At 32.6% G+C, this 25,638-nt stretch carries 28 protein-coding genes and 3 pseudogenes; 19 read left to right on the forward strand and 12 right to left on the reverse strand.

The window, feature by feature from the left end; all coding sequences use genetic code 11:
• Positions 1-377: 377 nt before the first annotated feature.
• Positions 378-1,735: pseudogene (locus K5I29_RS02560) on the forward strand (IS3 family transposase).
• Positions 1,736-1,773: 38 nt separating this feature from the next.
• On the opposite strand, the gene K5I29_RS02565 reads toward K5I29_RS02560, so the two are convergent.
• The gene (locus tag K5I29_RS02565) at positions 1,774-3,099 is read right to left on the reverse strand and encodes a fibronectin type III domain-containing protein (protein ID WP_264434296.1); all 1,326 of its coding nucleotides are present in this window, start codon (positions 3,097-3,099) and stop codon (positions 1,774-1,776) included.
• Positions 3,100-3,171: 72 nt separating this feature from the next.
• Entirely contained in the window at positions 3,172-3,447 is a 276-nt protein-coding gene (locus K5I29_RS02570) for a lipocalin family protein (protein ID WP_264434297.1), read from the reverse strand.
• 63 nt (positions 3,448-3,510) lie between these two features.
• Between K5I29_RS02570 and K5I29_RS02575 the strand changes: the two are divergent.
• A pseudogene (locus tag K5I29_RS02575) lies at positions 3,511-4,868 on the forward strand (IS3 family transposase).
• 163 nt (positions 4,869-5,031) lie between these two features.
• On the opposite strand, the gene K5I29_RS02580 reads toward K5I29_RS02575, so the two are convergent.
• The 5 genes and pseudogenes from K5I29_RS02580 to K5I29_RS02595 all read right to left on the reverse strand — a co-directional run bounded on the left by K5I29_RS02580 (position 5,032) and on the right by K5I29_RS02595 (position 8,844).
• Complete coding sequence (locus tag K5I29_RS02580) at positions 5,032-5,322, reverse strand: helix-turn-helix transcriptional regulator (RefSeq protein WP_264434298.1); 291 nt, start codon at positions 5,320-5,322, stop codon at positions 5,032-5,034.
• A 107-nt stretch (positions 5,323-5,429) separates the two neighbouring features.
• Positions 5,430-5,711, reverse strand: coding sequence for a tyrosine-type recombinase/integrase (locus K5I29_RS13390; RefSeq protein WP_317134294.1), 282 nt, complete (start codon positions 5,709-5,711; stop codon positions 5,430-5,432).
• Between the two features lie 11 nt (positions 5,712-5,722).
• Positions 5,723-6,565 (reverse strand): site-specific integrase, encoded by an 843-nt coding sequence (locus K5I29_RS02585; RefSeq protein WP_317134295.1) that lies wholly within the window; start codon positions 6,563-6,565, stop codon positions 5,723-5,725.
• 178 nt (positions 6,566-6,743) lie between these two features.
• Positions 6,744-8,130 (reverse strand): annotated as a pseudogene (gene mnmE / locus K5I29_RS02590) (tRNA uridine-5-carboxymethylaminomethyl(34) synthesis GTPase MnmE).
• Between the two features lie 90 nt (positions 8,131-8,220).
• A complete protein-coding gene (locus tag K5I29_RS02595; protein WP_264434299.1) occupies positions 8,221-8,844 on the reverse strand; it encodes an NUDIX hydrolase in 624 nt (207 codons plus the stop codon).
• A 7-nt stretch (positions 8,845-8,851) separates the two neighbouring features.
• On the opposite strand from K5I29_RS02595, the gene pyrE reads away from it, so the two are divergent.
• A complete protein-coding gene (pyrE, locus tag K5I29_RS02600; RefSeq protein ID WP_264434300.1) occupies positions 8,852-9,493 on the forward strand; it encodes an orotate phosphoribosyltransferase in 642 nt (213 codons plus the stop codon).
• A 28-nt stretch (positions 9,494-9,521) separates the two neighbouring features.
• A complete protein-coding gene (locus K5I29_RS02605) occupies positions 9,522-9,914 on the forward strand; it encodes an SRPBCC family protein (RefSeq protein WP_264434301.1) in 393 nt (130 codons plus the stop codon).
• A gap of 80 nt (positions 9,915-9,994) precedes the next feature.
• Here the strand turns inward: K5I29_RS02605 and K5I29_RS02610 are convergent, their stop codons facing one another.
• Positions 9,995-10,393: a biotin--[acetyl-CoA-carboxylase] ligase gene (locus tag K5I29_RS02610; protein WP_264434302.1), complete on the reverse strand. Its 399-nt coding sequence runs from the start codon at positions 10,391-10,393 to the stop codon at positions 9,995-9,997.
• A 16-nt stretch (positions 10,394-10,409) separates the two neighbouring features.
• Entirely contained in the window at positions 10,410-10,730 is a 321-nt protein-coding gene (locus K5I29_RS02615) for a hypothetical protein (RefSeq protein ID WP_264434303.1), read from the reverse strand.
• A gap of 98 nt (positions 10,731-10,828) precedes the next feature.
• Here K5I29_RS02615 and rsfS point away from each other — a divergent pair, with 98 nt between their 5' ends.
• The 7 genes from rsfS to K5I29_RS02650 all read left to right on the forward strand — a co-directional run bounded on the left by rsfS (position 10,829) and on the right by K5I29_RS02650 (position 16,385).
• On the forward strand, positions 10,829-11,203 hold the full coding sequence (rsfS, locus tag K5I29_RS02620; protein ID WP_264434304.1) for a ribosome silencing factor: 375 nt from the start codon (positions 10,829-10,831) through the stop codon (positions 11,201-11,203).
• 14 nt (positions 11,204-11,217) lie between these two features.
• Positions 11,218-13,155, forward strand: coding sequence for an ATP-dependent zinc metalloprotease FtsH (ftsH, locus tag K5I29_RS02625; protein ID WP_264434305.1), 1,938 nt, complete (start codon positions 11,218-11,220; stop codon positions 13,153-13,155).
• A gap of 112 nt (positions 13,156-13,267) precedes the next feature.
• Positions 13,268-13,876: a lactate utilization protein gene (locus tag K5I29_RS02630; protein ID WP_264434306.1), complete on the forward strand. Its 609-nt coding sequence runs from the start codon at positions 13,268-13,270 to the stop codon at positions 13,874-13,876.
• A gap of 1 nt (position 13,877) precedes the next feature.
• Positions 13,878-14,684 carry a phosphatidate cytidylyltransferase gene (locus tag K5I29_RS02635; RefSeq protein WP_264434307.1) on the forward strand — a complete coding sequence of 269 codons (807 nt, stop codon included), beginning with the start codon at positions 13,878-13,880 and terminating at the stop codon, positions 14,682-14,684.
• 3 nt (positions 14,685-14,687) lie between these two features.
• A complete protein-coding gene (locus tag K5I29_RS02640) occupies positions 14,688-15,344 on the forward strand; it encodes a phosphatidylserine decarboxylase family protein (RefSeq protein WP_264434308.1) in 657 nt (218 codons plus the stop codon).
• On the forward strand, positions 15,344-15,619 hold the full coding sequence (locus tag K5I29_RS02645) for an acyl-CoA-binding protein (protein ID WP_264434309.1): 276 nt from the start codon (positions 15,344-15,346) through the stop codon (positions 15,617-15,619). The genes K5I29_RS02640 and K5I29_RS02645 overlap by 1 nt, the downstream gene beginning before the upstream one ends.
• Before the next feature lies 1 nt (position 15,620).
• Positions 15,621-16,385 carry a superoxide dismutase gene (locus K5I29_RS02650; protein WP_264434310.1) on the forward strand — a complete coding sequence of 255 codons (765 nt, stop codon included), beginning with the start codon at positions 15,621-15,623 and terminating at the stop codon, positions 16,383-16,385.
• A gap of 37 nt (positions 16,386-16,422) precedes the next feature.
• On the opposite strand, the gene coaD is transcribed toward K5I29_RS02650, so the two are convergent.
• Both coaD and K5I29_RS02660 read right to left on the reverse strand, forming a co-directional pair.
• Complete coding sequence (coaD, locus tag K5I29_RS02655) at positions 16,423-16,881, reverse strand: pantetheine-phosphate adenylyltransferase (protein WP_264434311.1); 459 nt, start codon at positions 16,879-16,881, stop codon at positions 16,423-16,425.
• A 1-nt stretch (position 16,882) separates the two neighbouring features.
• Entirely contained in the window at positions 16,883-17,848 is a 966-nt protein-coding gene (locus tag K5I29_RS02660; protein WP_264434312.1) for a D-alanine--D-alanine ligase, read from the reverse strand.
• Positions 17,849-17,954: 106 nt separating this feature from the next.
• Between K5I29_RS02660 and K5I29_RS02665 the strand changes: the two genes are divergently transcribed.
• The 8 genes from K5I29_RS02665 to K5I29_RS02700 all read left to right on the forward strand — a co-directional run bounded on the left by K5I29_RS02665 (position 17,955) and on the right by K5I29_RS02700 (position 24,748).
• On the forward strand, positions 17,955-18,599 hold the full coding sequence (locus K5I29_RS02665) for a PASTA domain-containing protein (RefSeq protein ID WP_264434313.1): 645 nt from the start codon (positions 17,955-17,957) through the stop codon (positions 18,597-18,599).
• A gap of 5 nt (positions 18,600-18,604) precedes the next feature.
• Positions 18,605-19,642, forward strand: coding sequence for an RluA family pseudouridine synthase (locus K5I29_RS02670; RefSeq protein WP_264434314.1), 1,038 nt, complete (start codon positions 18,605-18,607; stop codon positions 19,640-19,642).
• A 131-nt stretch (positions 19,643-19,773) separates the two neighbouring features.
• Positions 19,774-21,390 carry an ABC-F family ATP-binding cassette domain-containing protein gene (locus K5I29_RS02675; protein WP_264434315.1) on the forward strand — a complete coding sequence of 539 codons (1,617 nt, stop codon included), beginning with the start codon at positions 19,774-19,776 and terminating at the stop codon, positions 21,388-21,390.
• Positions 21,391-21,522: 132 nt separating this feature from the next.
• Positions 21,523-22,068 (forward strand): bifunctional pyr operon transcriptional regulator/uracil phosphoribosyltransferase PyrR, encoded by a 546-nt coding sequence (gene pyrR, locus K5I29_RS02680; RefSeq protein WP_264434316.1) that lies wholly within the window; start codon positions 21,523-21,525, stop codon positions 22,066-22,068.
• Positions 22,069-22,093: 25 nt separating this feature from the next.
• Positions 22,094-23,020 (forward strand): aspartate carbamoyltransferase catalytic subunit, encoded by a 927-nt coding sequence (locus K5I29_RS02685; protein ID WP_264434317.1) that lies wholly within the window; start codon positions 22,094-22,096, stop codon positions 23,018-23,020.
• A 7-nt stretch (positions 23,021-23,027) separates the two neighbouring features.
• A complete protein-coding gene (locus tag K5I29_RS02690; RefSeq protein WP_264434318.1) occupies positions 23,028-23,450 on the forward strand; it encodes a hypothetical protein in 423 nt (140 codons plus the stop codon).
• Positions 23,451-23,486: 36 nt separating this feature from the next.
• Complete coding sequence (locus K5I29_RS02695) at positions 23,487-23,816, forward strand: ribonuclease Z (protein WP_264434319.1); 330 nt, start codon at positions 23,487-23,489, stop codon at positions 23,814-23,816.
• Positions 23,817-23,845: 29 nt separating this feature from the next.
• Positions 23,846-24,748: a ribonuclease Z gene (locus K5I29_RS02700; RefSeq protein WP_264434320.1), complete on the forward strand. Its 903-nt coding sequence runs from the start codon at positions 23,846-23,848 to the stop codon at positions 24,746-24,748.
• A gap of 156 nt (positions 24,749-24,904) precedes the next feature.
• Here the strand turns inward: K5I29_RS02700 and K5I29_RS02705 are convergent, their stop codons facing one another.
• Entirely contained in the window at positions 24,905-25,630 is a 726-nt protein-coding gene (locus K5I29_RS02705) for a class I SAM-dependent methyltransferase (RefSeq protein ID WP_264434321.1), read from the reverse strand.
• Between the last annotated feature and the right edge of the window lie 8 nt (positions 25,631-25,638).

Consider the following 25,638-nt stretch of genomic DNA (forward strand, 5'->3'; position numbering starts at 1 on the left):
GTTTTAAGTAATATTTATCAACATCGTCACTACTACTAGTTATCCAAAAAAGTGTGTTTTTACCGTTTCTAATTTCGTAGTCTTTAAAAATAGGAGCAGTAGGAGGGAGTTTATCGGGTTTGTCAATAATCAGAATGTCTGAAAAATCAGAGCGATTGTAGCGTAAATCTTCAGCTAAAATTTTATAATATACTTTTTTGTTTGAAATGGAAAAACTTACAGTATCTGTTGTAAAGTTGGTAGTTATAACTTTGTTGAATATATCTACAAACTCTTCATTTTTTGCATTTGCTCTAAGTGTAAATCGTCAGCAAAAAGTGGACACATAAAATAGAAAAGTTAAGATAGTGTTTAAACGAAAAACATTACTTTTAATTATGGCTACATCTAAAAAGAAAACTCCAGAAAAGTTTGTAAAAGATATTCGCAACAACACGCGTCGAATCTTTACAGCAGAACAAAAGATTTTAATCGTTATGGAAGCCTTGCGAGCCGAAATCTCTGTATCAGAGTTATGTCGAAAGTATAGCATCTCTCAATCTCAATTCTATAAATGGAATAAAGAGTTTTTAGAAGCAGGTAAAAAAAGGTTATCTGGCGATATTACACGTGAAGCAACTAGTGATGAAGTTTCTGATTTGCGTAAAGAAAACCTGCGTTTAAAAGAAATTATAGCTGACTTAGTGGTTCGTTATGATATTGTAAAAAAAACCTCGGATTCGTTGGATTAAAAAATAAATTCGGGAGATACATGCGATTAACAGCTAGTGAAAAATATGAAATAATCCAAATAGTTACTCGCTCAGAAATTGGCGTAAAGCGGACCCTACAAGAGTTTGGTATTGCCAGAAGTACCTTTTACAAATGGTATGCGAGTTACCTGGAAAATGGATTTAAAGGACTTGAACCCAAGCATCAGACCGTATATCGAAAATGGAACAGTATTCCTGAATCACAAAAAGATGTACTAGTTGAGCTAGCCTTGGATTATCCAGAGTTATCCGCTAGAGAATTAGCTTTTAAAATGACCGATGAGTTGGGCGTCTACATTTCAGAATCGAGTGTTTATCGCATTTTAAGACAAAGAGATTTGTTACCAGCCCCTAGTCATATTTTAATTGAAGCCGCGAATGAGTTTAAAGATAAAACTAATTTTGTTCATCAAATGTGGCAGACTGACTTTACTTATTTTAAGATAATTGGTTGGGGATGGTATTATTTAAGTACAATTTTAGACGATTACAGCCGCTATATCATTCATTGGGAGTTATGCAGCTCAATGAAGGCTGAAGATGTAAAAAGAACCGTCAAAACGGCTATTGAAAAGGCAAAGTTAAAAACCAAACAAAAGCCTAAGTTGCTTTCTGACAATGGACCGTGCTACGTATCAAATGAACTGAGTGATTACTTAAAAAACACGCAGAAAATGAAACATATTCGAGGTAAACCACTACACCCACAAACGCAGGGAAAGATTGAAAGATACCACAGAACAATGAAAAACGTTATGAAATTAGATCATTATTACCATCCTGAAGAATTAATACAAGCATTAGAAAAGTTCGTAGAAAATTATAACAACAGTAGGTATCATGAGGCTATAAATAATTTAACACCTGCAGATGTGTACTTTGGTAGATCAGACCAAATTTTAAAACAAAGAGAAATAATTAAAAATCAAACTTTTGCAAAAAGAAAACAACTGTATTTTAAAGAAAAAATAATACATTTATAAAACAAAAACGCTCTCTTAATTTTTTTAAACAAAGTGTCTCAATTCTTTTGACAACATACAGCTCTAAGTACTCTATAGCCTGCTAAATCTTTTTCGGTATTAGGTTTCCAATTTAGTTTTACATAACCTAAACTGTCTATTTGTCCTGTTAAAGCTAATGGTTTTGATGGAGGAATAGTGTCTATAGGTTGTACTAAGGTACTTTGTGAAAAAAGTTTATTATTTTGTTGGTCTACTACAGCAACTTTGAAATAATTAGAGGCACTTAATCCTTTATAATGAAATTTTCTGTCAGATTTATTTATATGATGAGCTACGGGTTCGTAGTCTGATAAGTCTTTTTGGGCATAATGCAATTCAAAAGCATTAATATTTTTTTCTTCTTCCACAGGGAATTCCCATTCTAAAACCACTTCGTTAGAGTTTAGAATGGAGTAATCTATAATTCTTGGCGCAACTACTACTGATGCGACTCCTTGGGTTTGTATAATGTCAGAATACGGGCCTTTTTCTCCAAATGAGTTTATACCATATATTCTATAAAAATAGTTTTGATTATTTGCATCTATTTTATTTCCATAAAACATTTGCTTGTTATTTTGTAAATCGGAAGTGTTAATACTTACAATATTAGTTTGTGAAATAGGAATAAAGTCTTTGCCTTCATCCGAACGTTCTATCATATAAGCGCTATACACATTGTTTAAACGCTCAATACCCCAAGACAACATAATTTGTTTGTCATCTGGTATCGCTGTAAAGTCTGTTATTTTGGGTAATTCTTCATGATCTGATAATCCAAGCATGTAAGCTCCTGTATTAATATTTGGAAGATCTATAGCTTCGACCTGATATACATATACTTCATTAAGTTTCACTTCTTCATCTATAAAACCCCAACCTGCTTTCATAGCAGCTTCAAATGATAAATCGGCTGCAAATAAAGCAAATGAAAAACGTTGATTTAACTCATCTGATATGCTAACAATTTTTGTTAGGGTATCTTCATTTTCTTGACCTACTTCGAATGAGTCTCCGTATAAAGCTTGGGCTACAATGGCTGCATAATTATCCTTTTGTATGAATTCGACCCATTGTTCTAAAGGCTCTGCTTTTAAAATAGTTAGTTCTTCTTTTACAGGATTTGCAAGTAAAACACCATCTTTTTTGATGAGCATTTTGTTTAGTTTAAAACCAGTAGTATTTGCTTTTTGCCAATCAATAGGATTATTAACAGCCCATCGTAACATTATTTTGTCTTGCTGAGCACGTGCATTGACCTGAATCGCGCCATGTTGAGCACTTGATAGCGAACAAAAAAATAGTGTAAGAAATAAAACTATAAAAACAGTTTTTTGATGCATATTGAAGAGTTATCTTAAGTAGTATAATAATAAAGATGACGCCATATTCATATGGCGTCATTGTTATGTTAATTATTTCTTTTTAAAGAAAAATTTTAATTGCGTTACATTTAATTCAAATTCACCAGCTTCCCATCTTTTTAGCGGTCTAGTTAATTCTGCAACATCACCATTTATTTTAAGATCAAAAATAGTGTTATCTGGATCTTCTCCAGAAGGAAATATCAAAAGTTGATCATTTTCAATTTTCCACGTAAAGCTATCTTTGTTTTCTTCACAGTTGTTTTGATTGTCATAATAAACAATAAGACCGTTTCCATCCGGAAAATATTTGTAAATCGTCAGCAAAAAGTGGACACATAAAATAGAAAAGTTAAGATAGTGTTTAAACGAAAAACATTACTTTTAATTATGGCTACATCTAAAAAGAAAACTCCAGAAAAGTTTGTAAAAGATATTCGCAACAACACGCGTCGAATCTTTACAGCAGAACAAAAGATTTTAATCGTTATGGAAGCCTTGCGAGCCGAAATCTCTGTATCAGAGTTATGTCGAAAGTATAGCATCTCTCAATCTCAATTCTATAAATGGAATAAAGAGTTTTTAGAAGCAGGTAAAAAAAGGTTATCTGGCGATATTACACGTGAAGCAACTAGTGATGAAGTTTCTGATTTGCGTAAAGAAAACCTGCGTTTAAAAGAAATTATAGCTGACTTAGTGGTTCGTTATGATATTGTAAAAAAAACCTCGGATTCGTTGGATTAAAAAATAAATTCGGGAGATACATGCGATTAACAGCTAGTGAAAAATATGAAATAATCCAAATAGTTACTCGCTCAGAAATTGGCGTAAAGCGGACCCTACAAGAGTTTGGTATTGCCAGAAGTACCTTTTACAAATGTTATGCGAGTTACCTGGAAAATGGATTTAAAGGACTTGAACCCAAGCATCAGACCGTATATCGAAAATGGAACAGTATTCCTGAATCACAAAAAGATGTACTAGTTGAGCTAGCCTTGGATTATCCAGAGTTATCCGCTAGAGAATTAGCTTTTAAAATGACCGATGAGTTGGGCGTCTACATTTCAGAATCGAGTGTTTATCGCATTTTAAGACAAAGAGATTTGTTACCAGCCCCTAGTCATATTTTAATTGAAGCCGCGAATGAGTTTAAAGATAAAACTAATTTTGTTCATCAAATGTGGCAGACTGACTTTACTTATTTTAAGATAATTGGTTGGGGATGGTATTATTTAAGTACAATTTTAGACGATTACAGCCGCTATATCATTCATTGGGAGTTATGCAGCTCAATGAAGGCTGAAGATGTAAAAAGAACCGTCAAAACGGCTATTGAAAAGGCAAAGTTAAAAACCAAACAAAAGCCTAAGTTGCTTTCTGACAATGGACCGTGCTACGTATCAAATGAACTGAGTGATTACTTAAAAAACACGCAGAAAATGAAACATATTCGAGGTAAACCACTACACCCACAAACGCAGGGAAAGATTGAAAGATACCACAGAACAATGAAAAACGTTATGAAATTAGATCATTATTACCATCCTGAAGAATTAATACAAGCATTAGAAAAGTTCGTAGAAAATTATAACAACAGTAGGTATCATGAGGCTATAAATAATTTAACACCTGCAGATGTGTACTTTGGTAGATCAGACCAAATTTTAAAACAAAGAGAAATAATTAAAAATCAAACTTTTGCAAAAAGAAAACAACTGTATTTTAAAGAAAAAATAATACATTTATAAAACAAAAACGCTCTCTTAATTTTTTTAAACAAAGTGTCTCAATTCTTTTGACAACATACATGATTATTAAGTCAAATGCTTTTTTATTTAAAATAACTGTAGATATGCTAGTTTAATTCTTGTCTTTTAAATCTACAATTCAAACGAATTCTGATATATCATATCACACTTTTTTTCTTAATGCATATTTTAACGCATTTTCTTGAATCTGATCATTTGATAAGGATTTGTTTTTAGTAAGCCAGTCATCAATTTCTGATTTTTGAAAAAACAATTGTTTCCCATTTGGTTTAGAATATGGGATCTTATTGTAATGAACTAGTTGATAAATAGATGATTTTTTAAACCCAGTATATTTTTCCAGGTCTGCTACTGATAAAATCTGTTTCTTGTTATTTAGAATTAGTTCCTCTAAATAATCAAGTTTTTCGAGTATTAATTTAGCGTTTTCCATAGTACTTTTTTTTAAGTTTTAGGTAAAGTATATGAAATCAAACTGTACTACAAAAAAATGTTTCTTTTGGAATTGTTTGGCATAAATTAGGTACGTAAAATAGTGATTTACATGTTAAAGTTTAGTTCAGGAATGAGCTCAGAAGCGGCTTTCATTTTACTGTCAATAATTTTGGTATAAATTTGAGTAGTTCTTATTTCTCTGTGACCTAAACGTTTAGATACAGTATATATGTCAGCTCCATTTTCAAGAAGCAAAACAGCATTAGTATGTCTAGCACTGTGAAAGGTTATGTGTTTTAAAATCCCAGCTCTATTACACCATCTTACTATTTCATTATTGTAAATGGCAGAATATTTTAGATTTGTAAATACTCGTTGATTAGGCATTTGCCTTTCTCCTAAAATATCTCTAGCTTGCTTTGATATATATAGGTATTCAACATTGTGTCAGTCTTCTCCTGCCTGTATACGATTCTAAAAACATCATCTTCATCACGTACTTCAGACCAAACCATTGTACTGATATCACTCCATCTGAGCCCTGTTAAACAAGAAAAGAGGAAAGCTCGTTTTAATACATCATACTTGCAGAAAGTTTTTGCAAGGTTTTGAACTTCATTAAAAGTTAAATATTCTCTTTGGCTTTCGGCTTGTTTAAATCCTTTAACTTTTTGCGCGTAGTTTATAGTCAGGTAACCTTCTTCGAAAGCTAGACGTAAAGCAGCTCTAAATTTATTGTGATATGCATATTTTGAATTAAGTGATAAAGGAAGTTTACTTTTTGTGAGCGCTTTATTATCGAAGTATTCTTTAACTTGTTTTAAAAAATAATCATCTACTTCGTCAAAGGTCAAGTTAGGAGATATACATTTTTGTAGGTGTAATAGACTTGCTGCCCAATTACCATAGTTTCTAGATGATTCATATTTCTCTTCTGTCTTTTCATGAAAAAAATCTAAAAAACATCTTTGTCCTTTGTTCTTATTTTTAAAACCATATTTCCCTCTTAAAACTTCACTTTGTCTTATAGCAAGGATATTTTCAGCTAACTGTAAGTTATCTTTGTTTTCTTTACGTTCTTTAGCATTTGAAGGGTTTCCATGTAAAAAGAGCTTAAGATTTTCAAACTCTCTAATATACTTTCTTTTACCTGTTGAACTAATTTCAGTCCCTTTAGAATATTCTATAATAAGACTAATTTTTCCACTTTTGAGTTTTCGTTGTTTTAATGTAATTCTCATAATATCCTATATTTTGTGGTTATACCAATTTTCACAACACTTTCACAACACTTTTTAAAAGTGTTGTGAAAGTGTTGCAACTAATATAGATAATTATGACATTAATGAAAAGAAAATAAAAGTTAAAGTATTGATTTTGAGTGTATTTAAAGAAACTAATTAGGATAAAAAAGACATGCTATTTGCCGATACAAAAATTAGCAAAAATGTTACCTAATAATTCGTCATTGGTAACTTGCCCGGTAATTTCACCAAAATAGTACAACGCTTGTCTAATATCAATAGCCATTAAATCGGCACTAATATTCGCATCCAATCCGTAATGTACTTTTTCAATTTCCTCTAAAGCTTTTAAAAGCGAATCATAATGGCGTGTGTTGGTAACAATTGTTTCGTTATTGCGTAAAGCACCGGTGTTAACTAAATTAAGTAAAGTGCTTTTTAGTGTGTCAATGCCCAATTTGTTTTTAGCCGAAATAAAAATGCAATCATTAATTTCTTGCTCAATAGCTGTTAATTGTTGCTCATTTAATAAATCCATTTTATTAAAAACAGTAATTAAACGCTTTAAGGGATATTGATTTTTAATTTGCGCAATTTCATTTTTCACCAATTCTAAACCGCTATTTGCAAGTTTAGCGCTATCTACTAAGTAAAAAACAACCTGAGCAGCTTCAATTTTTTCAAAAGTTTTCTGAATACCAATATGCTCCACCACATCTTTGGTTTCACGAATACCTGCCGTATCAATAAAACGGAAACCAATGCCATCAATCACCAATTCGTCTTCAATCGTGTCTCGCGTTGTGCCAGCAATGTCCGAAACAATAGCGCGTTCTTCATTTAAAAGAGCATTTAATAAGGTAGATTTCCCAACGTTTGGTTCGCCCACAATAGCAACCGGAATGCCGTTTTTAATCACATTTCCAACCGCGAACGAGTCAATTAAACGACGTAAAACAAACTGAATACGATTAATCAATTCTCTAAACGCAGTTCGATCTGCAAACTCAACATCTTCTTCACTAAAATCAAGTTCCAGTTCAATTAGCGAAGCAAAGTTTAAAAGTTCTTCGCGCAATTTGGCAATTTCGTTGCTAAATCCGCCACGCATTTGTTGCATGGCAATTTGATGCGCAGCTTCGTTATCGCTGGCAATTAAATCGGCAACTGCTTCGGCTTGTGACAAATCCATTTTACCGTTTAAAAACGAACGCATGGTAAATTCGCGCGGTAGCCATTCGGCAACCTTTGCGAAGTAAAAGCTGAATAATTTGTTGTTGAATAAAGGTTGAACCGTGGCATGAAATTTCTACCGTTGGTTCACCGGTGTATGAATTAGATCCTTTAAACAGAGATACCAAAACCTGATCTAACACGCGCGGTCCATCAACAATATGGCCCAAATGCAACGTGTGCGATTTTTGCTTGGTTAAATTCTTGCCTTTAATGGATTCAAAAATAGAATTTACAATTTCTATTGCATCATTTCCAGAAACGCGAATCACGGCAATTGCACCAGCGCCAGCCGCTGTAGCCAAAGCAACAATGGTATCTTTATTCATAACAGGTAATCTAAATTTTTTACAAAGTTACGTAAACCCATTCAAACTCTAAAACACAAAGTTTTGGGTATAACAAATAAAAAAGCGAGCTTATTTTTTGCTCGCTTTTTTCAATAATTTTTTAGCATTCATTTGTAATAATAGGCGAATGTTAGCGTACGAATTTTCGGCCGTTTGAGAAACCTTTTCAATCGGAATCCATTGTACATCTTCAATATCTTCTTCCGTTTGCGGAATCAACTCGCCGCTAAATCCAGAATCCATTTTATACCAAACGGTTTGTTTTAATTTAAAAACACCATTGCGTTTAAAAACGTGATATGTTTTACCAATTTTATAATCAATGCTCAGTTGGTTTACACCAGTTTCTTCCTCAACTTCACGCAAAGCAGCATCTTTTTTATTTTCCTTTTTTTCTATATGTCCTTTTGGTAAATCCCATTTTCCTTGACGTTTAATAAACAAAACATCACCCGCTTTGTTGTAAACTAAACCGCCAGCAGCTTTTACTACCGGAATTTTAGATTTAAAAAGTTTTAAAAGTACTTTTTCATTTGGATGATATAGCACCGGATTTTTAATTTTGTTCTGAAATATTTTAATGAATAATTGATCTAAATCGATGCTTTCTAATAAAAATATTTCAAAATCTGTTTCTTTTACTACTTTATTAGTTAATAAAAGAGGCTTATCATTTATAAAAACTTTATACATTTGTAGTATGATTTTTAACGACAACACAGCACAGAAAACAGCCGAATTGCTTTTACAAATAAACGCAATTAAACTGAAACCTAAAAATCCTTTTACATGGGCTTCAGGTTGGCAATCTCCAATTTATTGCGACAATCGTATAACGCTTTCGTTTCCAGAAGTTCGCGATTTTTTAAGTAATGAATTTGCTACAAATATTGTAGAAAAATTTGGTAAGCCCGATGTAATTGCGGGTGTTGCAACCGGTGCCATTGGTATTGGCATGCTTGTTGCTCAAAAACTTAATTTACCATTTGTTTATGTACGTCCCGAACCTAAAAAACACGGACGACAAAATCAGATTGAAGGTTATTTACAAGCAGGACAAAGCGTTGTAGTGATCGAAGATTTAATTTCAACCGGTAAAAGTAGCTTACAAGCTGTTGCAGCTTTAAAAGACGAAGGTGCCATTGTTAAAGGCATGGCAGCAATTTTTACTTACGGGTTCGATGTGGCAACAACCAACTTTAAAAATCACGAAGTAAACTTATTTACTTTAAGTAATTATCCAACGCTGTTAGAACAAGCAGTAAAAAGTGATTACATTTCTGTTGAAGATTTAAATACATTAAAAGAATGGTCTAAAGCTCCAGAAACTTGGGGCAAATAATATAAATAATCATTAAAATTTATTTACAATGAATTTAGAAAGTCCAAAAGTTACCGTAGCAAAACCGGCAGCCTATATTTTCGAAAGTTTAACTAAAATTGAAAACTTTGAAAAACTAATGCCAGAAAACACTGCAAAGTTTGAAGTTTTAGACGACAAATGTTTTGTTTTTGGGTTGAAAGGTATGCCAGAAATAAAATTAGTATTAAAAGAAGCTACACCAAACTCACAAGTTATTTTAGGGGCTGCTTCAGACAAATTACCGTTTACATTAACGGCTAATTTAAACGAATTAGCTGCAGAAAGCACTGAGGTTCAGTTGTTTTTTACGGGTGAATTTAATGCCATGATGGCCATGATGATTAAAGGACCAATTGGTAAGTTTATTGAAACTTTAGCAAACAACATGAATAAATTATAAAAAAGAGGCTAACGCCTCTTTTTTTATATAATAAAATCTTACAAATATTGTTTGCTATATTTGGTTTGATGTGTTGTAAGTTAATAAACCAATGTAACTTCTTTCAAGCTGCAATAACGCAAGGTTTTGTTTTCTAATTCTAAAACCAATAAGCCGTTTCGGGTAACTTGTTTTACAACAGCCTTAAATTGGTTTTGCGTACGTTCATCAACAAATAAACTTAAGGTGTTTATTCGGTATAAGTGCTCATGAAAATAGGCCCAAAAAGGTTCGGACCCGTTGTTTTTATATTGTGTAAAAGTTTCTGTAATTTCATGCAAAATTTCAGTTAAAAGTTTATCTTTAGCAACAGGTTTGCCTAAAATGTTATAAATTGAGCTGGCTTTGGGTAAAGCGTCAAAATCTTGTTGGTTTACGTTAATGCCAATGCCAACAACCGATTCTATTGCGCCGTTTGATTTGAAAATGTTTTCAATCAATAAGCCGACAATTTTTTTATCGGCTGACAAAATGTCGTTTGGCCATTTGACATGTAAGCGGGGGTAAATTATAAGTTTTTAATACACGCAAAATGGCAGTTGTAAGTAAGCAGTTTAAATCAAAAATGGTTTCAAACGTTTCAATATAATTTTTTATAAAAATACTGAATGTTAGATTTTTACCTTCCTCAACCTTCCAAGTTGTGCCCATTTGTCCTCTGCCATCGGTTTGGTTTTCTGCTACAACGGTAGTAAAATTTTCTGCCTCATGTTTTTTAATATATTCTTTTAAAAAAGAATTAGTAGAACCTATGGCATTAAGTTTGATTATATACATAGATTGATGAGAATTATACTTTTTAAAGGTTTAACTGCTACAAAGTGACAAAATTACTCACAAAAAATGATAACTTTGCAAAAAAGAAATAAATTTAAATGGCAAAAAAGGACAATATTAGTAAAGACGAATTACTAGCATTAATTATTCAAGGCATTGAAAACGTTAAAGGAGAAGATATTACGATATTAGACTTACGTGAAATAGATAATACCGTTTGTGATTATTATGTGATTTGTAACGGAAATTCAAACACGCAAGTAAGTGCAATTTCGGGTTCAGTACAACGCACCGTTTCTAAAGAATTGCATGACAAACCATGGCATGTTGAAGGAGAACAAAGTGCAGAATGGATTTTAATGGATTATGTACATGTGGTAGTTCACGTGTTCCAAAAACAAATCAGAGAATATTATAATATAGAAGATTTATGGGGGGATGCAAAATTCACCTATATTGAAAATAAAAATTAACCTATTAATTTATAATGGCAAAAAACAATAAAAACAATTCTACTAAAGTAAAAATTAGCCCGTGGATTATTTACGTAGCTATTATTTTAGCATTGATAGCTATTAATTTTGCTGGTGGATCATCTTTTCAGGAAACCAAGCCAACAACCATTGCTAAATTTTACCAATATTTAGATCAGGGGGATGTAGATAAAGTAGTTTTCGATAAAAGCACAGCAAAAGTTTATTTAAAAAAGGAAGCCTTAGAATCGGATCGTTTTCCAGAAATCGAGAAAACAAACCTTTTAAATAAAGAAAATGCCGGACCTCATTTTACTTTAGATATCGGAAGTCAAGAAGCTTTTCAAAACAATCTTGAAAAAGCTCGCGAAACAGGTAAGTTAAGCGACTATAAAGTTGAACAAGAAAGCAATTGGGGAGATATATTATTATCGTTTTTGCCTTTTGTTATTTTTATCGGAATCTGGATTTATATGATGCGTCGTATGTCTGGCGGTGGTGCTGGCGGTGGCGGTGGTCAAATTTTCTCAATCGGGAAATCTAAAGCCAAATTATTTGACGAAAAAACAGACGTGAAAATTACTTTTAAAGACGTTGCTGGATTAGAAGGCGCGAAAGAAGAAGTGCAAGAAATTGTTGAGTTTTTACGTAACCCACAAAAATATACTGATTTAGGAGGTAAAATTCCTAAAGGAGCTTTATTAGTTGGTCCTCCAGGAACAGGTAAAACCTTATTAGCAAAAGCAGTTGCTGGTGAAGCGCAAGTGCCTTTCTTTTCAATATCAGGTTCTGATTTCGTAGAAATGTTTGTTGGGGTAGGGGCATCACGTGTTCGAGACTTATTCAAACAAGCTAAAGAAAAATCGCCTGCAATTATTTTTATTGATGAGATTGATGCTGTAGGTAGAGCTCGTGGTAAAAACAACATGTCAGGTTCTAACGACGAACGTGAAAATACATTAAACCAATTGTTAACCGAAATGGATGGTTTTGGTAGTAACCAACATGTAATTGTTTTAGCAGCAACCAACCGTGCAGATGTTTTAGATAAAGCATTAATGCGTGCTGGGCGTTTTGACAGACAGATTTATGTAGATTTACCAGATGTTCGTGAAAGAGAACAAATTTTTCAGGTGCATTTAAAACCACTTAAAAAGGCTGAAGAATTAGATGTTGAGTTTTTAGCGAAACAAACACCAGGATTCTCAGGGGCAGATATTGCAAACGTTTGTAATGAAGCAGCTTTAATTGCTGCACGTAAAGGCAAAACAGCAGTAGATAAACAAGATTTCTTAGATGCAGTTGACCGTATTGTAGGTGGTTTAGAAAAGAAAAATAAAATTATAACACCAGACGAAAAACGTGCTATTGCAATTCACGAAGCAGGACATGCAACCGTAAGTTGGTTATTAGAACATGCAGCGCCATTGGTTAAAGTTACTATTGTTCCACGCGGACAATCTTTAGGTGCAGCATGGTATTTACCAGAAGAAAGACAAATTGTTCGTACCGAACAAATGTTAGACGAAATGTGTGCTACTATGGGCGGACGTGCTGCAGAAAAAGTTACATTTAATAAAATTTCTACAGGCGCATTAAGCGATTTAGAAAAAGTAACCAAACAAGCACGCGCAATGGTAACCGTTTACGGATTAAATGATGCGATAGGTAACGTTACGTATTACGATTCATCAGGGCAAAATGAATACGGGTTTACAAAACCTTATTCTGACGAAACAGCAAAAATTATTGATAAAGAAATTTCAGATTTGATCGAATCACAATACAAACGTGCTATTCAAATTTTAACTGAAAATAAAGACAAGTTATTTGAGCTGGCTGATGTTTTGATTGAAAAAGAAGTTATTTTTAAAGATGATTTAGAAAGAATTTTCGGTGTACGTCCATATGGTGCAACTGAAGATGTTGAAAATCAAGATGTATTAGCATAAAATAAGCGTTAAATAAAAATTAAAAACCCAATTTAAAATCCTGTTTTAAATTGGGTTTTTTTTGTATCTTTGGTTTGATGATTAAAAATCAACTAAAAATGAATTGCTACTAATGAATTTTTTTAAAAGGTTATTTGGTTCTAAAAATGACGATGAATCTGCTGAAAACACTGCAGGTCAGAGTCCGTATTTGCCTGCGCCAAGTTTGCCTATAGATGAGCAGTTTACATTTAATTTTAAAAAAAATGGAGGTAAATTTTTGTACTGTGAAGACATGCATGAAATTTACGAACATTTTGAAAATATTATGCTTGAAAACGATTGGTACGAAACAGAAGTACTGTGTTTTAACCCGGAATTATTTCCTATTTTAGAACACAATAATTTCAATTTCCAAAATATAAAAAAACCAACATTCGTTTTCTCTACTTGCGAAAGCTTAATTGCTGATGAAGGATCTATTCTTTTCAGTTCAAATCAATTTAAAGCATTAAAAATTAACGAGTTGCCAGATAATATGATTGTTTTTGCAACTACAAGTCAACTAAAACCTCAAAAAAGAGAAGGAATGAGCGAGATTAATCGCAAATATCATCCTAATTTTCCATCAAACATTACTACGTTGCGTAATTTTGAAGTTAATTCTCAGGCTCATGCCAATTCACTTCAATACAGCACTGCGCCAAAAAATTTATATTTATTATTGTTAGAAGACCTATAAAATGTCTGAAAATATCACACGTTCCATTTCTGGTATCATATTTATTGTTTTGCTTGTTTTTTGTACTTTGTACTCAGAAACATCTTTTATATTGTTGTTTAGCATTTTTGCATTGTTAGCTGTTTACGAGTTTACCAAATTGGTAAATATTAGTTTAATAGCTTCGTTTATATTAGTTATTGCGTGTATTTTATTGGGCGTTGTTTTTGAAAAGCCTGATCCAACAAATAATTTAATGCTTTGTATTGCAACCTTATTTATTAGCGTTTCTTTGCTGATTAATTTATTTAGAAAAAATGCTACGCAATTGTTCTATAATGATAATTTAGGTAAGTTTTTTCAACTGTTAGGATATGTAATTTTTCCTTTCGTAATAATTATGAAGCTGCCTTATATGTTTTCATCATTTACACCACAAATTGTTATAGGAATTTTTATTTTAATTTGGACAAATGATACTTTTGCATATATCTTTGGTAAATATTTAGGAAAACATAAATTATTTGAGCGTGTTTCGCCTAAAAAAACAATCGAAGGTTTTATTGGTGGTTTAGTAGGCTGCTTAGCTGTAGCTTGTTTACTTAGCCTTTATTTTCAGTTTTTAAGTTTAGGCTTATGGTTATTAACTGGTTTAGTAATGAGTATTATGGGAACCCTTGGCGATTTGGTTGAATCGCGTTACAAACGTTTAGCTGGAGTAAAAGATTCAGGAAAAATTATGCCCGGACATGGCGGTATTTTAGACCGTTTTGATAGTGTTATTTTTGCTACACCATTTTTGTATTTTATTTTATTTTTTTTTCGATAAAAGATGTTTCATAAAGAAGGAGCCAAGATCATATTAGGATCTGTAATTGTAACTGTTGTTTTATTTTTTTTAATAGATCAATTTGTTCATGTAGAGTGGTTACGTACCGTATTACTGCTTGTTGTTTTATTGTTGTTACTAACAGTTTTACAATTTTTTAGAAATCCGAAGCGTTTAATTCATGACGAATTAGACACCATTTTAGCACCCGTAGATGGGAAGGTTGTGGTGATTGAGGAAGTTTATGAACCAGAATATTTTAAAGACAAACGATTAATGGTTTCAATCTTCATGTCGCCTATTAACGTCCACGTTACGCGTTATGCCCTTAATGGAGATGTGATTTATTCGCAATATCACCCAGGTAAATATTTGGTAGCTTGGCATCCCAAAGCAAGTGAAGAAAACGAACGTACAACCATTGTAATAGATAATCCTAATTTTGGACCTGTTATGTACCGCCAAATTGCAGGCGCATTAGCTAAACGCATTGTAAACTATGCAAAGGTTGGCGATTATGCCAAACAAGGACAAGATGCCGGCTTTATTAAATTCGGATCTCGTGTAGATTTATACCTACCTTTAAGTACCGAGGTTTTAGTTAAACTAAATGACAAAGCTGTAGGTAACAGAACTTTAATTGCCAAATACAATAATTAATGACAGAGCAAAATCTAGATATTGAATTTAAAAAATATTTTGATTTGTTAAATACAACCTTAAAGCAGTCGGATGTCCCACAAGACATCCAATTGCTTTTATACGGATTGTATAAACAAGCAACTTTAAATGAAGTTGATGCCGAAGTAAATTTAAATGATGCATATTCTAACTTAATTCATGCTTTTAAGTTAAATGCATGGTTACAAGTTAAACATTTGTCTCCAAGTGAAGCAAAAAATGCGTATATTGAACAAGTAAAAAAATTACTTTAGTATGAAAAAAACAATTTTAACAACATCATTACTTTCTTTATTTTTATTAAGCTGTAATGAAAATAAGAATTTACAAGAAGTAGCCATTGCTGATGCAACCGAGCAAACATCAGAAGTTAAATCTTATCCTGATCCAGCAGAAGTTAAAGCAGATGGTAAATTTCAGATGCAAGGTTTAAAATACGGTTATTCGGATTTAAATAAAGCAATTGATCCAGAAACTGTTTTTATTCACTATAGCAAACACCATTTAGGTTATGCAAACAATTTAAACAAAGCCATTGCTGGTACACCGCAAGAAAATCAAACAATTGAAGAAATTTTAGTTGGTTTAGATGTAAATAACGCAACTTTACGCAACAATGCAGGTGGTTATTACAACCATAATTTATATTGGGATGTACTTTCGCCAACACCACATGAAGCTTCTAAAGAATTTGATGAAGCTGTAAAAGCAACTTTTGGTTCTAAAGATGAATTAGTAAAACAATTAAAAGATGCAGCAGCTAAACAATTTGGTTCAGGTTGGTCTTGGTTGGTTGTAACACCAGAAGGTAAGTTAGCAGTAACTGCAACTGCAAATCAAGACAATCCATTAATGCCAAATGCTGCAGTTAAAGGAACACCAATTTTTGGTATTGATGTGTGGGAACATGCTTATTATTTAAACTACCAAAACAAACGTGCTGATTATTTAGATGAAATTTTCAATATTGTTGATTGGGAAATTGTTAGTGAAAACTATGCAAAAGCATTAACGAAATAATTAAAAATAAAAAAAGGAAAGCTTTGCTTTCCTTTTTTTATTTTTCTACTCTTACCGAATCAGGTACTAAAACCGTATAATCGCCGCCGTTACGTAAAACATCGCGAACAATGCTTGAGCTGATGTACGATGTGCTTGCGGCAGTTAATAAAAATACCGTTTCAATGTTTGATAACCTTCTGTTGGTGTGCGCAATTGCTTTTTCAAACTCAAAATCGGCAGGATTACGTAAACCGCGTAAAATGAATTGCGCATTAATGCGTTCACATAATTCTATGGTTAAACCTTCGTAGGTAATAACCGATATTTTTGGTTCATCTTTAAAAGCTTCTTTAATAAAGTTTAAACGTTGCTCTAACGAAAACATATATTTTTTATCTGCATTTACTCCAATAGCAATTACAATCTCATCAAATAAAGGTAAAGCGCGTTTAATAATATCATAATGTCCTAACGTAATCGGATCAAAAGATCCTGGAAAAAGTGCTTTTCTCATATTATGCTTGTTCTATGGCGTTGGTTAATAAATCGGTCATGCTAATGCCGGCAGCTTTTGCTTGCTGGGGTAAAATACTTTCGTTGGTCATGCCCGGAATGGTATTCATTTCTAACATATAAGGTTCGCCGTTTACAATAATAAATTCAGAACGTGAAAAACCTTTCATTTGTAAGACCTGATAAGCTTTTTTAGCAGCAGCAGCAACTTTCGCATGAATTTCGTCTGATATTCTCGCTGGAGTGATTTCTTGAGATTTGCCTAAATATTTAGCTTCGTAATCAAAAAAATCATTTTCAGACACAATTTCTGTCATCGGTAAAACTATAACTTCACCTTGATAATTAATTACTCCAACCGAAACTTCTGTACCTTCTAAAAAACTTTCAATTATAATTTCATGATCTTCTTTATAAGCCGTTTCAATCGCAGGTAATAATTCGGTAGGATTATGCACTTTTGTAATTCCAAAACTAGAACCCGAACGATTGGGTTTTACAAAACAAGGCAATCCTAATTTATCTATAATTTCTTGTTCAGTAAAAACATCGCCTTTGTTTAAATAAAAAGATTTTGCTGTTTTTATGCCGTATGGTTTTAAAACCGATAGTAAATCGCGTTTGTTAAATGTTAAGGCTGCTTGATAAAAATCGCATGCGGTTTGTTTGATGCCTAATAACTGAAAATAGGCTTGTAGCAAACCATCTTCACCAGGCGTGCCGTGTATTACATTAAATACAACATCAAACTTTAAAATAGATTGGTTGTAATTTACACTAAAATCAGCTCTGTTTATCGGATATTCTTTTTCAGTATCATCAACCAAAACCCATTTATCTTTTAAAAGATACACGCGGTATGCCTCGTACTTAGTTTTATCAATGTTTTGATATACCACATTGCCTGAGGTAATTGAAATTTGATATTCGCTCGAATATCCGCCCATAATAACGGCAACTTTTTTCATGTTAATGCGATTAGCTTAATTATTAGTTTAATTTACAAAATTATCATAAATTGTATATATCAAAAAACACTTTCTATTTTATATATTTGTAAAAAAAAATTTCCTTATGAATTTAATAAAGTTTTTAACCAGTAAAACTTTCTTTATCAACTTAGGTCTTGCTGTGTTGGTTGTGATAATTGGCGTTTTTGGCGTTTTAAAATTTTTAAAAGTAGTTACCCAACACGATATTGTAGTAAAAGTACCTAATTTAATTAATACAAGCTCTTTAGATGCTGCAGAAAAATTGCAGGATTTAGATTTGCATTTGGTTATTTTAGATACCATTCCGTATAACAATACCATTAAACCTTTTGCTATTGTAGAACAAGATCCGCTTCCGGAACAAGATGTTAAAAACGGACGTAAAATTTATGTGCAAATTAATGCCGGAGAATATGAAAATGTGAAATTACCGGTTATTAAAGAAGGAACTTCGTTACGTCAGGCAGAAAACTTATTACGTTCGGCTGGTTTAGAAGTTGGTGAAAAAACTTACAAACGTCACGAATACAAAGATGTAGTTTTAGGATTAATTTCTAAAGGAAAACCAATTACCGCAGGAACTATATTAAAAAAACATTCTAAAGTAGATTTAGTTTTAGGAGATGGCTTTACTAAACCTACAGAAATTGAAGTTACTTTAAATAATACACAAAATTTAATAAATGCCCCAGAAACCGAAGAAATTGAAGGTTTTGAAGAAGAATAAATACAATGAAAGACGATATTAATTTAGAAATTGAAGAAGGAAATTTATTTGAACATTACTCATTCGAGGCTGGTAAAGGGCAAGCGCCCCTGCGTGTAGATAAGTTTTTAATGAATTTAGTTGAAAATGCTACACGTAACAAAATTCAGAAAGCTGCCGAAAACGGAAATATTTTTATAAACGATGTGCCGGTAAAATCAAATGCTAAAGTAAAAGCGAATGATGTGGTTCGTGTACTTATGGAACAGCCGCCTTTTGAAAATATAATTATTCCAGAAAACATACCATTAAACATTGTTTACGAAGACGATCAGCTTTTGGTAATTAACAAACCCGCTGGTTTGGTAGTGCATCCGGGACACGGAAATTATACCGGAACCTTAGTAAACGCATTAGCTTATCATTTTGATAACTTACCTTTAAACTCAAGCGAGCGTCCAGGCTTAGTTCATCGTATTGATAAAGATACATCAGGTTTATTGGTTTGTGCTAAAACAGAATTTGCTATGAGCTATTTAGCCAAGCAGTTTGAAGAAAAAACTTCGGAGCGTGAATATATTGCTATTGTTTGGGGAAATGTGGAAGAAGATGAAGGTACGATTGAAAGTTACATTGGCCGACATTTAAAAGACCGCATGCAAATGGCATCTTTTGATGATGAAGCGCACGGAAAATGGGCCGTAACGCATTATAAAGTTATTGAACGTTTGGGGTATGTAACCGTAGTTTCTTGTAAGTTAGAAACGGGACGTACGCATCAAATTAGAGTGCACATGAAATCAATTGGGCATACCTTATTTAATGACGAACGCTATGGCGGTAATTTAATTTTAAAAGGTACAACCTTTACCAAGTACAAACAATTTATAGATAATTGTTTTAAAACCTTACCAAGACAAGCTTTACATGCTAAAACTTTAGGTTTTGAGCACCCAATAACAAAAGAATTTATGCGATTTGATTCTGACATTCCAGAAGATATGGTAAGCGTTATTGAAAAATGGCGCATCTATGCTAAATCGCAATCCGAATATATCGATTAATACTTAAAAAACTCAACTACAAAAAGTTGGGTTTTTTATTTTACAAGCTTTTATATTACAGCAATTAAAAAATAATAAATGAATTATTTTTCGTAAATTTGCCTCAATTTTTAGTAATTAAACTCAGTACAATGCTTACAGTGTCAAATTTGTCAGTACAATTCGGTAAACGAATTTTATTTGATGAAGTAAACGCAACATTCACACAAGGAAACTGTTATGGTATTATTGGTGCAAATGGTGCAGGAAAATCTACTTTTTTAAAAATAATCGCAGGAGATATTGATCCAACTTCTGGACATGTTATTTTAGAGCCAGGAAAACGTATGTCGGTTTTAAACCAAAACCACAATATGTTTGACGAACATACGGTTCTAGAAACTGTTTTAATGGGAAATAAAACATTATTTGCTATTAAAAAAGAAATGGACGATTTGTATGCCGATTATTCTGATGAAAATGCAGACCGAATTGGAGAATTACAAATTCAGTTTGATGAAATGAACGGTTGGAATGCAGATTCTGATGCCGCATCTTTATTATCAAACTTAGGTATCCCAGAAGATTCACATTACATGTTAATGGCCGATGTTGAAGGGAAAATGAAAGTTCGTGTATTATTAGCACAAGCGTTATTTGGTAATCCAGACGTTTTAATTATGGACGAACCTACCAACGATTTGGACTTTGAAACCATTGGTTGGTTAGAAAATTTTTTAGCACATTACGAAAATACGGTTTTAGTAGTATCTCACGACCGTCACTTTTTAGATGCGGTTTGTACACATATTTCTGATATTGATTTCGGAAAAATTAATCACTATTCAGGAAACTATACTTTCTGGTATGAATCTTCTCAGTTAGCAGCAAAACAACGTGCACAGCAAAACAAAAAAGCAGAAGATAAAAAGGCTGAGTTGGAAGAATTTATTCGTCGTTTCTCTGCCAACGTAGCAAAATCTAAACAAGCAACTTCTCGTAAAAAAATGATCGAAAAGTTAAATGTTAACGATATTAAACCATCTTCTAGAAGATATCCAGCTATTATTTTTGATCAAGAGCGTGAAGCGGGAGATCAAATTTTAAACGTGGTTGATTTAGCTGCATCGGTAGATGGTGAAGTGCTTTTTAAACATGTTGATTTAAACATGAACAAAGGTGATAAAATTGTTGTTTTCTCTAAAGATTCACGTGCTACAACTGCTTTTTATGAAATTTTAAATGGTAAAATGCAAGCGGATGCTGGAACTTTTGATTGGGGAATTACAACTACGCAATCTTATTTACCAACAGATAACCATGCCTTTTTTACCGAAGATTTAACTTTAGTAGATTGGTTACGCCAATGGGCAAAAACCGAAGAAGAACGTGACGAAGTTTATGTACGTGGCTTTTTAGGTAAAATGATTTTCTCGGGCGAAGAAGCACTTAAAAAAGGTTCTGTACTTTCAGGAGGTGAAAAAGTACGTTGTATGATTTCTAGAATGATGATGTTACGCGCTAACGTTTTAATGTTAGATGAGCCAACAAGCCATTTGGATCTAGAATCTATTACAGCATTCAACAACTCGTTAAAAAACTTTAAAGGTTCTGTGTTGTTAACCACGCACGACCACGAATTTGCTCAAACCGTTGGTAACCGTATTGTTGAATTAACTCCTAAAGGAGTAATTGACCGTTACATGACGTTTGATGATTATTTAGATGATCCAAAAATTAAAGAATTACGTCAGCAAATGTATTCTTAATTACATATTTAACCAGTTTCTGTTATACAGAAGCTGGTTTTTTTTGTAAATTTCACAAGTATATTGTTGTTTAATATTTCTAAATTTTAAAAAATATAACGTAATTTTACGTTCCAAACAATACTTCTTACTATGAATCAAAAAGTACTCCTTACTGCTAAAGAAGTTGATATCATCTTACACCGTTTGGCTTGTCAGTTGGTGGAAAAACATCTAGATTTTTCATCAACCGTTTTAATTGGTATTCAACCCCGTGGTAAGTTTTTAGCACAGCGTATAAAATCAATTATAGAACAAGAATATAATATTTCTGATATTACGACAGGATATTTAGATATTACGTTTTTTAGAGACGATTTTCGTCGCAACGATAAACCTTTAGAAGCCAATAAAACACAAATTGATTTTTTAGTAGAAAATAAAAAAGTCATTTTTATTGATGATGTTTTATATACCGGTCGTAGTATTCGTGCAGCTTTAACTGCAATACAATCTTTCGGACGCCCGTCTGCTATAGAACTTTTGGTTTTAATAGATCGTCGTTTTAGTCGTGATTTACCTATTCAGCCCGATTACCGCGGTCGTCAGGTTGATGCCATAAACGATGAAAAAGTACTTGTACATTGGGCCGAAAACAACGGCGCTGACGAAGTATTACTAGTTAACAAAAACAATTAAGCAACAACAACACAACTGCATTATAATGAAAGAGTTAAGTGTAAATCATTTACTTGGCATAAAATACATTAACAAAAGCGATATCGAACTGATTTTTGAAACTGCCGATCAGTTTAAAGAAGTTATTAATCGACCAATTAAAAAAGTACCTTCGTTACGCGATTTTACGATTGCTAATATTTTTTTCGAAAATTCAACACGTACTAAGTTATCTTTTGAGTTGGCTCAAAAACGTTTATCTGCTGATGTAATGAGCTTTTCAGCTGCGCAATCCTCAGTTAAAAAAGGCGAAACGTTAATTGATACGGTAAATAATATTTTAGCAATGAAGGTTGATATGGTGGTTATGCGCCATAGCAATCCCGGAGCAGCCTATTTTTTATCCAAAAATGTAAATGCAAGTATTGTAAATGCTGGCGATGGGGCACATGAGCATCCAACGCAAGCTTTGTTAGATAGTTTTACTATTCGCGAAAAGTTAGGCGAAGTTGCAGGGAAAAAGGTTGTTATTGTGGGCGATGTTTTACATTCTCGCGTAGCGCTTTCTAATATTTATTCTTTACAAATGCAAGGTGCAGAAGTTATGGTTTGTGGACCTAAGACACTAATTCCTCGTTATATTACAGAATTAGACGTAAAATACGAACCTAATTTACGTAAAGCTTTAGAATGGTGTGATGTTGCTAATATGTTGCGTGTTCAAAATGAACGTTTAGATGTAAATTATTTTCCGTCAACACGTGAATATGCACAACAATATGGTGTAGATAAGAATTTGTTAGATTCTTTAAATAAAGAAATTGTAATTATGCACCCAGGCCCAATAAATAGGGGGGTAGAAATAACTTCTGACGTAGCCGATTCTAAACAAGCCGTTATTTTAGATCAGGTAGAAAATGGCGTTGCAGTTCGTATGGCAGTAATTTATTTACTTGCTTCAAAAATTAAATAATAAAATCATGATTAAAGGTTCAAGACCATTTTTTATAATAACATTTTTAATGTCTTTTGGTATGGCATTTTATATAGCCAACCGCGCTTTTCCTATTTTTACATCGGCAGATCCGTATGTAAAACAAGTAGAATTGCAACATAGTAAAGCTTTACCATTTACTGATGATAAGGGTTCTGTTTTAGAACAGCTTATCGGGATTGAACCAAATACCGTGCAATTGGTCTATAAATTACCGAGTTTAGAAGCGTATAAAGTTGATGTCGATTCTTTAACCCAAAGTTTAGAACAGCAGTACAACGTACCAAGCAAGAAAGTGCATGAATTTATTACCGATGCACCACAAAATTTAACTTTAGAATATATTTTTAAAGATAAAAACAACACAAAATTAGTTGGCTTTTCAAAACAATATGTACCAACTAAATAATACAATAGTTATCTTTGCTTTTTCTTTTAATAAAACATGAAAGTACAACCTAACGAAAACGAATATATAATTAGTCCAGAAGCCGAATCTATTTCGCAGTTTTTACAGCAATTAGAAGCAGCTTATAGCGATTTTTTATCTAAAAATATAATTGTTGATTTAACAACAGCACAACCAACGTTGAAAGAAGTTGAATTGTTTCAGTCCATTCACGATCAGCATATCGCCAATCACAAATCTTTTGTTATTGTGGTTGATGGATTTGATTTTAACGAAGCAACCGAAGGTTTAAACCTGGTGCCAACCTTGCAAGAAGCGTACGATGTTATTGAGATTGACGAAATACAACGAGATTTAGGGTTTTAATTTAAAACCCTTTTTTTATTTTTAAAAACATGAAATTACATATTTTAGGTTGCACGGCTGCAACGCCCAGAACCTTAGCCAACCCAACTGCACAAGTTCTAGAAACCAAGCGCCATATGTTTTTAATAGATTGTGGCGAAGGAACACAGGTGCAATTACGCCGTCAAAAATTACGTTTTGCGCGCATCAATCATATTTTTATATCGCATCTTCACGGCGATCATTTTTTTGGCTTAATTGGCTTAATTTCAACTTTTATGCTTTTAGGGCGAACCGAAGATTTACATATTTTTGGTCCAAAAGGCATAAAAGAAATTATTTTATTGCAGTTAAAATTAGGTAATTCGTACACGGCATATAAACTTTATTTTCACGAATTAGAAAGTAAAGAAACTGAAGTTTTGTTTGAAGATGATCGTATTAAAATTTCAACCATTCCTTTAGCTCACCGTATTTATACTAACGGATTTTTATTTCAGGAAAAAGAAACGGAATACAAATTAAATATTCCGGTTTTAGAAGATTTAAAAATTCCGGTGGTTTATTATCCTAAATTAAAACAAGGCGGCGATATTGTGGTTGATGATTTAATTTACCGCAATGCCGATTTAACTTTTGGTCCTTTACCACAAAAATCGTACGCGTTTTGTTCTGATACCAAATATTACGAAGCTATTGTTCCGATAATAGCCAATTGTACTGCCTTATATCACGAGTCAACCTTTTTAGAAAAGGATGCGGCTTTAGCTGCTAAAACGGGCCATTCAACTGCGAAAGAAGCTGCCAAAATTGCTCAATTAGCTAATGCTAAGCAATTAATATTGGGTCATTTTTCTTCTCGTTACAACAATACCGATTGGTTTAAGCAAGAAGCTATTACCATATTTCCGGCGGTTACCATTGCTTATGACGGGTTAACAATTGAATTTTAATGAAAAAGATGCGCAACTAATTAATTAGTTGCGCATCTTTTTTAAAACTCAAAAATATTACTTTATTATTCAAAAAAACAAGTTGATTCAGTTCTTTCTTTTTGATACTCAAAAGTACTATTTGTAAATGATTTAAATGCTAACAATTATCATGTATTAGCTAACTTTCTTTTTTTCTACTATCAGTAAATTGAATCGATATTTTTTGCGCAATATTTTATCCAAATAATTTTCGGTAAACATTTGTTTTAATTCGTTTAAAAGTAATTCTTGTGTTGGTAAATCTTGATGCTGAAACTCAGGAAAGCTTCGTAAAAAAAACTCTAATTTTTCAACAGTATAAAACGATTCACGTTCAAAAAAATCTGAAAAGAGTGTGGTATATAATTCAGAATCAAGCTTAATTTCTGTAGGATTAAAAAACGATTGAATATCTTGATCTGTAAAGTTATAAAGTTTTTTAAAAAATAAATTTTCTAACTTTTGTAAATGCGTAGCTGATTTATCAACCACGGGCTGAACAAAGGTAATTGCCATTTTTGCTCCGGGTTTTAAAAGCTCAAAAACTTTAATTAAAACCGAATCATCTATTGGGTAAAATAAAGATTTGGTTAAAAAAATAAAATCAAAACTGTTTTTTTTAAATGCAGCTTCGTTTAAGGCTACCAAATTGAAGTTTATTTTTTTGGTTTGGCAAATATTAGGAATGGTAGTTTCTAATTCTACAGAATGTACGTGATAACCTTGCAGCAAAAAAGGCAAGGTTGCTAAACTGTTTGAAGTGCCAATTTCTAATATTTTAGCATCTTTTTTAAGTGCAGCAACTTGAAACAAAGTTTCAAAAAGTTCAATAGGATATATTGGGCTTTTTTTGTGATACATAACCCTAA

It is taken from the genome of Flavobacterium agricola, assembly GCF_025919725.1.
GTDB classification, from domain to species: Bacteria; Bacteroidota; Bacteroidia; order Flavobacteriales; family Flavobacteriaceae; genus Flavobacterium; species Flavobacterium agricola.